Here is a 12158-nt window from a genome sequence, read left to right as displayed (position 1 = left end):
AGGAGGCAGTATTTGCAAAAAAACACCTTTTATAAACAGGTCAGTTCCACTGAAAAACTGTTGATCCCGCCTCTGCTCTCTGCCTTTATCTTTCCCTTGTGCAGCTGTACGATGCGTTCAGCGATGGAAAGGCCCAGTCCGTAGCTGCCTGAGGCACTGCGGGCAGAGTCGGCGCGGTAGAACCGTTTAAACAGCTGGCGCAGCTCCTCCGGCGAAATGGGCGCGCCCTCATTTTCCACCGCAAGCACGCAGCGGCTCTTTCCCTGTCTTTTAAGCTTTACCCAGACTCTTCCATTTTCCGCGGAATATTTACAGGCATTGTCCAAAAGGATCTCAAGCAGCTGACGCAGCCGTTCCTCTGACCCCCATACCCGTATTTCTTCCTCTATCTCTGAAAACAGGCTGAGCCCATGCTCAAAATAAACCGGCTCAAAGGGCAGGATTCCGTCAGCAATCAGGCGGCTTATATCCACTGTGGCAAAGACCTCCTCCGTCTGGCCGCTGTCCGCCCTGGCAAGATCCAGCATCTGCTCAATCAGCCCCCGCATCTGCCGGGACATGGTGAGGATGCCCTCCGAAAACTGTTTTCTCTTCTCCTCTTCACAGCCTGGGGACTGCAAAAGCTCTGCATTGGTCATGATCACGGTCAGAGGAGTCTTAAGCTCATGGGAGGCGTCCGCCACAAACTGGCGCTGCTGCCTCCAGGCCTCCTCCACCGGCCTTACGGCCCAGCCGGAAAGCCAGATGCTCACGGCCAGAAAGACCGCAAAGCTGACCGCCGCAATCAGGGAGCAGTTTCTCACCAGCCCTCTTAACGCTGCCGTCTCACTGGAGATATCAGCAAACACAAGGCTGTGCGTGAGATGGGTATTGGTTCGGTAATACCGCAGCCCATATTCCTTCAGCACTCCTATGCTTTTGGGGGCGGAGAGGGCTTTTACGATCAGATCGTGCAGGAACTCCTGATCCGACAGATCATAATAGCCTCCGCTGCTTGCAATCAGTTCTCCCCCCGGCCCCAGCTGCAGAATAAAAAAGGGCAGACGGATCTGCTCGCTTTGCTCCCCCGGAACGCCGATCTGAAAGGGATTTCGGGCTATGCTCTCCATCATGCGGATGCTCTTATCCTCCAGGTCAGACCTTGTAAAATGGTATACCAGACCAAAAACAGCGCTCAGCATGAGCGCTACAATAGTCATATTGATGACTACAAATTTCACTCGCAGCCTACGAATCATGTTCTGCCACCTCCAGATGATAACCCATTCTTCGGATTGCCTCGATCCGCACATTGGAGCCGATGCTTAGAAGCTTTTTCCTCAAAAAGCCCATATAAACCTCCACATGGTTTTCCACCGCATCAGAATCATACCCCCATACTCTGGCAAGAATAGTCTCCTTTGACAGGTTTCCTGCCCCGGACTGAAACAAAAGGCGCAGGATATCAAATTCCTTTGCAGAAAGCCGTATTTCCTTTCCTGCGCAGCTTAAGACGGCAGTGGACAGATCCAGGATCGTATTGCCAAACCCCATCTCATCCACCTGACTCCCCTGCCTGCGCAGCAGGGCGCGCACACAGGCCGTCAGTTCCCTGGAATCAAAGGGCTTTGTCAGGTAATAGTCGGCTCCTGCGTCCAGTCCCGTGATCCTGTCCTCCAGCCCCGAACGGGCCGTCAGCATCAGAATAGGCGTTCCCAGATGGCTGGACCGAAGGGCCTTTGCCACCTCATACCCATTTTTCCCCGGCATCATCACATCCAGGATCACCAGGTCGTATACCCCGGTCCGGGCATAGGAAAGTCCCGTTTCCCCGTCATGTACCGCCTCTGCCCCAAAGCCCTGGTTCCTCAAAAGTTCCTCTATGGATCCGGCTAACAGCCGTTCATCCTCTACGATCAGTATTTTCATGTGTGATGACACGCCTCCTTTTCTTTTGCCATTATACATCAGATCGGAACAGGAAAAAAGATTCTGGATTGTGATTTTGCGCTGGAAAAACCAGCCGGAGCCTTTTAAGCAGGCATTCCGGCTGGTTTCTGTTTATGAATGAATATGTAATTATACCTCGAAAATCAGATCGCCGTAGCTTGGCATGGGCCAGAGTTCCTTGTCTACCAGCATCTCCAGCCGGTCTACCGGGGCTCTTAAGGCCTCCATGGCAGGAACTACCTCACTGTGGCAAGCCACTGCCTGATCTCTTCCGCTCTCCATTGCGGCGCACCTGTTGTTTACATCCTCAAGAGCAGCCAAAGCCGTCTTTGTCTCTGTTAAGAGATCCGAGGACTCTAAGAGAAGCTCTGTCTGAGTGCTGACATCCGCCTCCGGGCAGGCATTTCTGACTGCGGAAATGGAGCCTGCAAGCTGGGCAGTGTAGCGGATCACAGCCGGAATGATCTGCTTTCCGGCCATATCCACCATGGTTTTTGCCTCGATGTTAATGCTCTTTGCGTAGCTCTCATACTCAACCTCGGCGCGGGACTCCAGCTCAGCCCTGGTAAACACGCCAAATTCCTCAAAGAGTTTTACCGCCTTATCTGTCACAAGGGCGGGAATGGCGTCTACCATGGAGCGGATATTGGGAAGCCCTCTCTTTTCAGCTTCCTGAACCCACTCGTCGGAGTAGCCGTTTCCATTGAAAATGACTCTCCTGTGTGCGGCCAGAAGCTCCTTTATCATATCATGGACAGCCAGATCAAAGTCGTCCGCCTTCTCCAGGATATCCGCAGCCTCTTTGAACGCTTCTGCCACAATGGTATTTAATACAGTGTTGGCAGACGCCACGGAATCAGAAGAGCCTACCATGCGGAACTCAAATTTATTTCCTGTAAAGGCAAAGGGTGAGGTACGGTTGCGGTCCGTAGCGTCCTTATCCAGGTCAGGAAGAATGTTCACTCCGGTGCGCAGGGTGCCGCCCTTCTTGGAGTGGGTAGCTTCGCCGGTATCGCAGAGCTGGTCGATAACATCCTCCAGCTGCTCCCCAAGGAAGATGGAGATGATGGCTGGCGGAGCCTCGTTTGCACCCAGTCTGTGATCATTCCCCACGTCGGAAGCGGACTCTCTTAAAAGATCCGCATGACGGTCTACCGCCTTGATGATGCAGGCTAATACCAGAAGGAACTGAATGTTCTCATGAGGCGTATCGCCGGGATTCATCAGGTTGGTGCCGTCGTCTGCGGTAAGCGACCAGTTATTGTGCTTGCCGGAACCGTTTACGCCTGCAAACGGTTTCTCATGGAGCAGGCAGGCCATTCCGTGGCGTCCGGCCACTTTCTTTAAGGTCTCCATGATGATCTGGTTGTGGTCTACAGCCTGGTTTACTCCCTCATAGATAGGAGCCAGCTCATGCTGCGCGGGAGCCACCTCGTTGTGCTGCGTTTTTGCAGGCACGCCCAGCTTCCAAAGCTCTTTGTTTACATCATTCATATATGCACCCACACGCTCCCGGATGATGCCGAAATAGTGATCGTCCATCTCCTGGCCCTTTGGCGGCATAGCGCCGAATAAGGTGCGTCCGGTATAGATCAGGTCTTTTCTCTGCAGATACTTCTGACGGTCAACCAGGAAGTATTCCTGCTCCGGGCCTACGGACGGATTCACACGCTTTGCGGTGGTGTTTCCAAAGAGGCGCAGGATCCTTAAGGCCTGCTCATTCACTGCCTGCATGGAACGCAGCAGAGGCGTTTTCTTGTCCAGGGCCTCTCCCTTATAGGAGCAGAAGGAGGTTGGGATGCAGAGCGTCACGCCGATGGCATCCTCTTTTAAGAAGGCCGGAGAGGTACAGTCCCAGACGGTATAGCCTCTGGCCTCAAAGGTGGCGCGCAGTCCGCCGGAGGGGAAGGAGGAGGCGTCCGGCTCGCCCTTGATCAGCTCTTTGCCGGAAAATTCCATAATGACCTTGCCGTCTACCGGGGCAGAGATGAAAGAATCATGCTTCTCCGCAGTCACGCCGGTGAGAGGCTGGAACCAGTGGGTAAAATGGGTGGCGCCGTGCTCAATGGCCCAGTCCTTCATGGCGTGGGCTACTACATCCGCAATGCTGGGATCCAGCTCCGCACCATCCTCAATGGTCTTTTTCAGTTTTTTGTACACACTCTTTGGCAGGCGGTCTCTCATCACAGCGTCATTGAATACGTCCTTGCCAAACATCTCTGAAACACTTATTACTTCGCTCATAGATACTCCATCCTCTCTTTTGGGTTCTTTTCACATTTCCCCAATTACATCCTGTTTACGCAGACCTGACGGGGGTTGTCTTCCCGGCCGGCCTCCCGTTCCGCCCACAGGCGGCTCTGTACAGAAAAAGGCGTTCTCTCCTTTTGCAAAAAGAGAACGCCTTCGTTCTTTTCTATAAAATAAACCATTTCCCCGGAAAATGCAAGCGCTTTTTCCAAAATATGAATTTGTTTATTCTAATAAGCTTTGTTAAGCTGCGTTAATAGAGTTATTCGCAGGACTAATGCTTACGCATTTGCCTTGCCAACGGATCCGAACAGCTCCATCTTTTCCTTTACAGTTGCGCGGATTGCGTCTGCGCCGGGAGCTAACAGCTTTCTTGGGTCAAAGCCCTTGCCCTGCAGATCCTTGCCGTCCTCGATGTACTTTCTTGTAGCCTCTGCAAAGGACAGCTGACACTCTGTATTTACATTGATCTTGGCAACGCCCAGGCTGATCGCTTTCTTGATCATATCCTCAGGGATACCGGTACCGCCGTGAAGAACCAAAGGCATACCGCCTACAGCTTCCTTTACATTTGCTAATACGTCAAAGTTCAGTCCCTGCCAGTTCTCAGGATATTTGCCGTGAATATTTCCGATGCCTGCTGCCAGGAAATCAATTCCAAGATCTGCAATGGCCTTGCACTCTGCAGGATCTGCACACTCGCCCATGCCTACTACGCCGTCTTCCTCACCGCCGATGGAGCCTACCTCAGCCTCTAAGGACAGTCCCATCGCATGAGCGATCTTTACTAACTCCTTTGTCTTTTCAATGTTCTCGGCAATGGGATAATGAGAGCCGTCGAACATGATGGATGAGAAGCCTGCCTTGATGCACTTATAGCAGCCCTCATAGGAGCCGTGATCCAGATGCAGAGCTACAGGAACGGTGATGTTTAACTCGTCAATCATCGCCTCTACCATAGCGGCTACAGTCTTAAAACCGGTCATATACTTGCCTGCTCCCTCGGATACGCCGAGAATCACAGGAGACTGCAGCTCCTGAGCCGTCAGAAGGATGGACTTTGTCCACTCCAGGTTGTTGATGTTGAACTGTCCTACTGCGTACTTGCCGTCTCTTGCTTTTTCAAGCATTTCTCTTGCTGATACTAACATTGTTTGTCCTCCTTATACTTTGGCGTGCCGCCGCATACTTCCGGCGGCACACTTTGTTACGTTTTTAACACTCTTCCCATTATAACCCATCCATGAGGAAAAGGGAAGAGTTTTTATAAAATCCTCAGGATATTCTTCACCGTTTTTTCCATTTCATCCACAGCGCACTCTCTGCTGTGGCGGATCGATGCGGTGCGGATCTCTTCCACTGCCTCTGGAAGGGCGATTCCCGCTTCCTCTGCAAGGGCGTCTGCAACGGCAAACTCGTCCTTTCCTTCCACTGCGTCCCTGCCCTTTACCGCTTCCATCACGCTGCGGGCGAATTTAAAGGGACTGGCGGTGGAGGCAATGACGGTCTTTGTCATGTCTCCTGTGTCATTTTTATACTGGTCATATACAGCAGCGGCTACGCCCGTATGGGTGTCAATCAGGTATCCTGTGTCCTGGAAAATGGTTCGGATGGCTTTGGCATTCTCCTTTTGTGTGGCAAAACCGCCCCTGAAATCCGACATAAAGTCCCGCATGGAACCGGTTACTGTGTAGCGCCCCTCTTCCGCCAGTTCCCTCATTAAATCCGTGTTGGCAGCCGCATCGCAGCCCGCACTCAGATAGATCAGACGTTCCAGATTGCTGGAGATCAGAATATCCATGGACGGAGAATTCGTCAGGATAAACTCTCTTCTGCGGTCATAGGTACCTGTGGTGAAAAAGTCATACAGCACCTTGTTGTCATTGGAGGCGCAGATCAGAGTACGGATGGGAAGTCCCATTTTCTTGGCAAAGTAGGCGGCAAGGATGTTGCCGAAATTACCGGTGGGAACCACTATGTTGATCTCCTCTCCCCCCTGTATCTCCTCATTTGCCAGAAGTCTGGCATATGCATATACATAATACACGATCTGCGGCACCAGACGGCCGATATTGATGGAGTTGGCGGAAGAAAGCAGGAAACCCTTATCAGAAAGCTCCCTGGCAAACTCTTTGTTGTTAAAAAGCTTCTTAACTCCGGTCTGGGCATCGTCAAAGTTGCCGTGGATGGCAACGACAAAGGTGTTGTCCCCCTTCTGGGTGCGCATCTGGCGTTCCTGCACCGGGCTTACGCCGCCCTTGGGATAAAATACGATGATACGGGTGCCTAAAACATCGGCAAAGCCCGCCATTGCAGCTTTTCCGGTGTCGCCGGAGGTAGCGGTAAGAATCACGATTTCTCTGTCCTCGCGGTTCTTCTTAGCCGCTGTTGTCATCAGATGGGGCAGGATCGACAGGGCCATATCCTTAAACGCAATGGTGCTTCCATGGTAAAGCTCCAGATAATAGGCTCCGTCCGCCTTTGCAAGGGGGGCGATCTCTTCGGTGTCAAACTTGCTGTCATAGGCTTTTGCGATGCAGGACTTTAATTCTTCTTCTGTATAGTCCGTAAGGAAAAGCTTCATTACCTCATATGCTGTCTCCTGATAGGTCATCCCGGCCAGCTTCTCTAAAGATACGTCTAACGCCGGGATCTCCGTGGGCATAAACAGGCCGCCGTCGGCAGCCAGGCCCTGAAGGACTGCCTGGGATGCCGTCACCCCGGTCTGTCCGCCTCTGGTACTCTGGTAAGATAATGCCATGATACATTTCCTTTCTTTGTGTGAGGGTTTTTGCCTTGTTTGCAGAAAGTTTAGCATATTTTAAATGGTGGCGCAACTGGAAACCGGGAAAAATTTACACTTGACTTTTTAAGGTTTTATGCCTATAATGCAAAACAACTAACGGAAATACAACTTAAGAAAAGAAAGCGACGGCGCTTAAAGACACTTTGTTCTTTTTGCGCCGTTTTTGTTTTTTTAATCTGAATGTTTTCCAAAAAATCCCAGGAAAGGCGGAACGAATATGGCTGATATGGTAAAAGTCGAACATCTGAAAAAGCATTTTGGTGATCTGGAAGTTTTAAAGGATATCAACCTGACAGTAAAGGAAGGGGAAAAGCTGGTTATCATCGGCCCCTCCGGCTCCGGCAAATCCACCTTTATCCGGTGCATTAACCATCTGGAGGAACCCACGTCCGGTACAGTATCCATTGCGGGAACGACCGTGACCAGGAAGAATCATCTGGAGATGGCTAAAAAATATTCCTCCATGGTGTTTCAGCAGTTTAACCTCTATCCCCATCTGACGGTGCTGGAAAACCTGACCCTGGCGCCTGTAAAGCTCCAGCGTGTGCCAAAAGACGAAGCGCGCTCAAAAGCCCTTAAGTGCCTGGAACGCGTAGGACTTAAGGAAAAGGCGGGAAACTATCCGGTTCAGCTCTCCGGCGGACAGCAGCAGCGCGTTGCCATTGCCAGGGCGCTGTGCACCAGCCAGCCCCTGATCCTGTTTGACGAGCCCACCTCGGCTCTGGATCCTGAAATGGTTCAGGAGGTGCTAAACGTTATGGTCGAGCTGGCCCATGAAAATATCACCATGATCTGCGTAACCCACGAGATGGGCTTTGCAAGACAGGTGGCCGACCGGGTGATCTTTATGGATGGCGGATATATTGTGGAAGAAGGGACGCCGGATCATTTCTTTACTGCGCCGGAGCATGAGCGAACCAAAGCATTTTTAAGCAAGATCCTTCATTAAAGAAGGTTTTGCTCAGAATCGGTTCCTATAAAAAATGTCTATATACAGGAGGAAACAACCATGAAGAAGAGAATCTTATGTGCGACACTGGCAGCGATGATGACAGCAGCCGCTTTAACCGGCTGCTCCGGTTCCTCAGGAAACGCCCAGGCAACCACGGCAGCAGACGGAGGTTCATCCTCTGCTTCCTCTGACGGCACAGCGGCGGACGTAAAAAAGATCCGGGATCGCGGCGTTTTAAAGGTCGGCTGCAAGTCCGATGTTCCCAAGTTCAGCCTTCAAAATACAGCCACCGGCGAGTATGAGGGTTTTGAGGACGATCTGGCTTACAATATCGCCGGAGAGATCTTTGGCTGCACCGCCGATGAAGCAAAGGAGAAAAAGCTGGTGGAATTCCAGGGTGTCACCGCAAAGACAAGAGGACCTCTGCTGGAAAACGGCGAAATCGACCTGGTGATCGCTACCTTTACGATTACCGATGACAGAAAAGAAACCTATAACTTCTCCACCCCCTATTACACGGATGCGGTAGGTCTTCTGGTAAACAATGATTCCGGCATCAGCACCATTGAAGATCTTAACGGCAAGATCATCGGCGTGGCTCAGTCCTCTACTACCAAGGAAGGCTTTAAGGACTATGTAGATGAAAAAGGACTGAATGTAAAACCGGAATTTCAGGAGTTTGACAGCTATCCCGCCCTGGCGCAGGCGCTGGCTACCAAACAGATCGACTGCTTCTCTGTGGATGGCGCTATCCTGGCAGGCTACATCAATGATTCCAACCACCTGCTGGACGACCGGTTCGCCGAGCAGGAATATGGCGTAGCCTCCGCAAAGAAAAACACTGGACTGGCTGAACTGGTTGATAAAAAGGTAAACGCCATGCTCTCTGACGGCACCATGGACGCCCTTGAAACACAGTGGGGGCTTAAGTAAACACTAAAAGAGGAATACTGCTATGATTAAAGGTCTTTTTGAAGGAAAACGATGGGCTGCGCTGTGGAAGGCGCTGCCGGACTACTATATTCCGGGATTTATCATGACCCTTAAGATTGCCGTTTCGGGCCTTTTGCTGGCCTTAATCCTGGGCGTGATCTTCGGCTCTCTTTCTTCCATGCGCTTTAAGCCAGCCAGAATCATTTCCAGAATCTATGTGGAATTTATTCAGAATACGCCCCTTGCCCTGCAGGTGCTGTTCTACTACTCTGTGCTTCCCATCATCCTGTCAAGCACAGCCTCCGGCTCCGGCATCCGTATCCCCAAGTTTGTTCTTGGCGTGATTGGCGTGGGCATTTACCATGGAGCCTATATTTCCGAGGTCATCCGGACCGGTATTGAGGCAATTCCAAAGGGACAGTCTGAGGCTGCGGCTTCCCAGGGATTTTCCTATCTGGAGACCATGTATTACATCATTCTCCCTCAGACCGTTCGGATTATCATGCCTCCCCTGGCCAATCAGGCGCTGAATCTGGTAAAAAACACCTCCATTCTGGCTATGGTGGCCGGTATGGATCTGATGTATTTTACAGATTCCTGGGGCGCGGACCGGGGATATTTTGCCCAGGCGTATTTAACAAGCGCCGTCCTGTATTTTATCATCTGCTTCCCTCTTGCAAGGCTGGCCCGCTATCTGGAGATCCGCTCCATGCGTCTGCCTGCGCCGAAGCGGATGGTCTTTGAGGAGGAAAGCACATGATGACATTATTTCATCAGATTTTTACACCTGCAAATGTGGGATTTATGTTTAAGGGCCTTGGGATGACGATTGTGATCGCCATCCTGGCTACCCTGTTCAGCCTGTTCTTTGGGACGATCCTGGCGCTGGTGAGAACCTATGCCGAAGGAAACTTCCGATGGGCGAAAACTCTGGTTGCGGCTTATACGGAATTTTTTAGATGCACGCCGAACCTGCTGTGGATCTTGTGGATCTATTTTACAGTAAAAGGAAATAAAGTAGCAGTCAGCGTCTTTGCCATCACCCTGTTTACCTCTGCTGTTATGGCAGAGATCCTGCGAGGCGGATTAAACTCCATTCCCGCAGGACAGTTTGAAGCGGCCCGTTCGCAGGGATTTAACTTTTTTCAGACGCTGTGGTATATTGTGCTGCCCCAGACCTATAAAAAGGTGATTCCGGCGCTGTTAAGTCAGGTCATTACGATCATTAAGGATACTTCTTTCTTAAAAATGGTAGATGTGGCGGAGTTTATGCGAAACTGTACGGTTGTTATGGGAACCATATATGACTGGCGCGGGATGCTGCTTTTACTGGGTTTTGAAGCCCTATGCTATTTTGTAATCTGTTTTGCACTGAGCTGTGCGGTAAGAGGTTATCAGAAAACCATTGTAACGGCTTAAGGAGGGGTATGAGATGGAACGATATACGATCACTATTGCCAGGGAATTTGGCAGTCTGGGCCGTGCCGTGGCGCAAAGGCTTGCAGGAAAGCTGGGAATCGAGTATTATGACAGGGACATTGTAGATCAGGTAGCGCAGCAGCTGAATCTTCCGCTGTCACAGATCAGCAGCGCAGAGGAGCGGTCCCACCACGGCTTTTTCTCCCATATGTTTCCGCTGGGAACCGATGAGGAGTATATTCAGGATATGATCTTTGATGTGCAAAAGGACATTATTCGGGAGCTGGCGAAAAAATCCAGCTGTATCATCGTTGGGCGGTGCTCGGATTTTCTGCTGAAGAATGAGAAAAATGTAATGAACGTATTTATCTATGCTCCCTATGAAGCGCGGCTCGAAAACTGCGTGAAGCAGCTGGGAATGACACAGGAAGAGGCCAGACGGATGATCGCAGGCGTGGATAAGGCCCGAAATGCCTACCACAGGAAATATGCCGGATATCTGCCGTCGGATACGTCCCACAAGCACCTGCTGCTTGACTCTTCCCTACTGGGGGTGGATGAGACCGCCGAGGTGCTGGCAGAGGTTGTAAGGAAACGATTCTTCTGACAGCCTGAACCGCCGTGGCCTTAAAGGCACTGTCCGGCCGTTCCCTGGTACAATGTCAATGGCTGATATGCCCGGCACAGATAAAAATGCAGGTTACAGGGAATGAAAGGATGTTTTAAGGATGAAATATGAACACACTGTATTGGGCCGTTTTCTGGAACGGCCCAATCGTTTTATTGCTTATGTGGAAGTGAATGGGCAGAGGATGGTCTGCCATGTGAAGAATACGGGACGGTGCCGGGAGCTTCTGATCCCCGGATGCAGAGTAGTGCTGGAGTACCATCCGGGAGCCAGAGCTGCCGGGAGAAAAACGGAATTTGACCTGATAGCGGTATATAAGGGAGACCTGCTGATCAATATGGATTCTCAAGCTCCGAATAAAGCAGCCTGGGAGTGGATGGAGCAGCTCTGCATGACAGACAGCAAGCCCGCCGACTGCAGACTAATGGGCGCGCTTTGGGAGCTGCAGCCCTGGGATAGGCAGGACGGTTTTTTCCAGCCCGGAAACCTTCGTCGGGAAGTCACCCACGGGGATTCCCGTTTTGATCTTGCCTTTACCCTGCAAAATGAGCAGACAGGACAGGAACGTCCCGCGTTTATGGAGGTAAAAGGGGTAACTTTAGAAGAAAATGGAATCGTAATGTTTCCAGACGCTCCCACCCAACGGGGCATAAAGCATATTCAGGGGCTTTCCAGGGCGATTAGGGAGGGCTTTGAAGCCTTTGTGCTTTTCGTGGTGCAGATGAACGGGGTTACTGAATTTCGCCCCAATGATAAGACCCACCCGGCCTTCGGAGACGCTCTGCGGGCGGGTGCAGACGCCGGGGTGCACATTCTGGCCTATGACTGTCGGACAGAAATTAACTCTTTAGTCCTTCAAAAGAAGGTAGCCGTCCGACTGTCCGCCGATCTTTAACGCACATTCTGTTCCACTGGCGCATAAGATGTTTATTATAGAAGAAACAGGATGGGACAGGAATGGTATTTCCATTATGCGATCTGAACGCCGGAGAAACAGCAACCGTGGTGTGGCTTATCTGTGAACCGTCCATGGAACGCCGTCTGGGACAGCAGGGGTTTCGCTTCGGCGAACCCGTGACCTGTATTTTCAAAAGCCGCATGGCCGGGCTCTCGGCCTACCGGATACATAAAAAGGTGGTTGGGCTTCGCCAGCGGACGACACGGGAAATTTTAGTGCGCAGGATATAGGGAGGCGCCCACAACCGCGCAGCTGCCATATCCGGTTGCGGTTCGGGAATAAA

12 protein-coding genes are annotated in these 12158 nt (G+C 51.4%); 7 read left to right on the top strand and 5 right to left on the bottom strand.

What is annotated here, in order from left to right:
* Positions 1–29: 29 nt before the first annotated feature.
* The 5 genes from HW447_RS08375 to thrC form a co-directional block, all read right to left on the bottom strand.
* Positions 30–1238 carry a sensor histidine kinase gene (locus tag HW447_RS08375; protein ID WP_176254867.1) on the bottom strand — a complete coding sequence of 403 codons (1209 nt, stop codon included), beginning with the start codon at positions 1236–1238 and terminating at the stop codon, positions 30–32.
* On the bottom strand, positions 1228–1908 hold the full coding sequence (locus tag HW447_RS08370) for a response regulator transcription factor (RefSeq protein ID WP_176254866.1): 681 nt from the start codon (positions 1906–1908) through the stop codon (positions 1228–1230). The genes HW447_RS08375 and HW447_RS08370 overlap by 11 nt, the downstream gene beginning before the upstream one ends.
* Before the next feature lie 150 nt (positions 1909–2058).
* Complete coding sequence (locus HW447_RS08365) at positions 2059–4173, bottom strand: glutamine synthetase III family protein (RefSeq protein WP_176254865.1); 2115 nt, start codon at positions 4171–4173, stop codon at positions 2059–2061.
* 287 nt (positions 4174–4460) lie between these two features.
* A complete protein-coding gene (gene fba, locus HW447_RS08360) occupies positions 4461–5330 on the bottom strand; it encodes a class II fructose-1,6-bisphosphate aldolase (RefSeq protein ID WP_176254864.1) in 870 nt (289 codons plus the stop codon).
* 113 nt (positions 5331–5443) lie between these two features.
* Positions 5444–6940 carry a threonine synthase gene (gene thrC / locus HW447_RS08355; protein WP_176254863.1) on the bottom strand — a complete coding sequence of 499 codons (1497 nt, stop codon included), beginning with the start codon at positions 6938–6940 and terminating at the stop codon, positions 5444–5446.
* Between the two features lie 262 nt (positions 6941–7202).
* Between thrC and HW447_RS08350 the strand changes: the two genes are divergently transcribed.
* The 7 genes from HW447_RS08350 (at position 7203) to HW447_RS08320 (ending at position 12105) form a co-directional block, all read left to right on the top strand.
* Entirely contained in the window at positions 7203–7934 is a 732-nt protein-coding gene (locus tag HW447_RS08350) for an amino acid ABC transporter ATP-binding protein (RefSeq protein WP_330589121.1), read from the top strand.
* Between the two features lie 60 nt (positions 7935–7994).
* Complete coding sequence (locus HW447_RS08345; RefSeq protein WP_176254862.1) at positions 7995–8870, top strand: transporter substrate-binding domain-containing protein; 876 nt, start codon at positions 7995–7997, stop codon at positions 8868–8870.
* Positions 8871–8892: 22 nt separating this feature from the next.
* Positions 8893–9630, top strand: a complete 738-nt coding sequence (locus HW447_RS08340) for an amino acid ABC transporter permease (protein WP_176254861.1) — start codon at positions 8893–8895, stop codon at positions 9628–9630.
* A complete protein-coding gene (locus HW447_RS08335) occupies positions 9627–10289 on the top strand; it encodes an amino acid ABC transporter permease (RefSeq protein WP_176254860.1) in 663 nt (220 codons plus the stop codon). The genes HW447_RS08340 and HW447_RS08335 overlap by 4 nt, the downstream gene beginning before the upstream one ends.
* A gap of 13 nt (positions 10290–10302) precedes the next feature.
* A complete protein-coding gene (locus HW447_RS08330; RefSeq protein ID WP_176254859.1) occupies positions 10303–10896 on the top strand; it encodes a cytidylate kinase-like family protein in 594 nt (197 codons plus the stop codon).
* A gap of 121 nt (positions 10897–11017) precedes the next feature.
* Positions 11018–11812: a DNA/RNA nuclease SfsA gene (locus tag HW447_RS08325; protein ID WP_176254858.1), complete on the top strand. Its 795-nt coding sequence runs from the start codon at positions 11018–11020 to the stop codon at positions 11810–11812.
* Positions 11813–11874: 62 nt separating this feature from the next.
* The gene (locus HW447_RS08320) at positions 11875–12105 is read left to right on the top strand and encodes a FeoA family protein (protein WP_176254857.1); all 231 of its coding nucleotides are present in this window, start codon (positions 11875–11877) and stop codon (positions 12103–12105) included.
* Positions 12106–12158: the final 53 nt, after the last annotated feature.

The sequence above is a fragment of the Enterocloster alcoholdehydrogenati genome, from assembly GCF_013282095.1.
GTDB classification, from domain to species: Bacteria; Bacillota; Clostridia; order Lachnospirales; family Lachnospiraceae; genus Enterocloster; species Enterocloster alcoholdehydrogenati.
Note: the sequence above shows the minus strand (reverse complement) of the source record. Positions and strands in the feature narration are given on the sequence as shown.

Bases quoted from the DNA above. Each gene is read 5' to 3' on its own strand.
- HW447_RS08325 (WP_176254858.1), top strand. From the start codon at position 11,018: ATGAAATATGAACACACTGTATTGGGCCGTTTTCTGGAACGGCCCAAT.
- HW447_RS08350 (WP_330589121.1), top strand. From the start codon at position 7,203: ATGGCTGATATGGTAAAAGTCGAACATCTGAAAAAGCATTTTGGTGAT.
- HW447_RS08330 (WP_176254859.1), top strand. From the start codon at position 10,303: ATGGAACGATATACGATCACTATTGCCAGGGAATTTGGCAGTCTGGGC.
- HW447_RS08335 (WP_176254860.1), top strand. From the start codon at position 9,627: ATGATGACATTATTTCATCAGATTTTTACACCTGCAAATGTGGGATTT.
- HW447_RS08375 (WP_176254867.1), bottom strand. From the start codon at position 1,238: ATGATTCGTAGGCTGCGAGTGAAATTTGTAGTCATCAATATGACTATT.
- HW447_RS08370 (WP_176254866.1), bottom strand. From the start codon at position 1,908: ATGAAAATACTGATCGTAGAGGATGAACGGCTGTTAGCCGGATCCATA.
- HW447_RS08345 (WP_176254862.1), top strand. From the start codon at position 7,995: ATGAAGAAGAGAATCTTATGTGCGACACTGGCAGCGATGATGACAGCA.
- HW447_RS08340 (WP_176254861.1), top strand. From the start codon at position 8,893: ATGATTAAAGGTCTTTTTGAAGGAAAACGATGGGCTGCGCTGTGGAAG.
- thrC (WP_176254863.1), bottom strand. From the start codon at position 6,940: ATGGCATTATCTTACCAGAGTACCAGAGGCGGACAGACCGGGGTGACG.
- HW447_RS08365 (WP_176254865.1), bottom strand. From the start codon at position 4,173: ATGAGCGAAGTAATAAGTGTTTCAGAGATGTTTGGCAAGGACGTATTC.
- HW447_RS08320 (WP_176254857.1), top strand. From the start codon at position 11,875: ATGGTATTTCCATTATGCGATCTGAACGCCGGAGAAACAGCAACCGTG.
- fba (WP_176254864.1), bottom strand. From the start codon at position 5,330: ATGTTAGTATCAGCAAGAGAAATGCTTGAAAAAGCAAGAGACGGCAAG.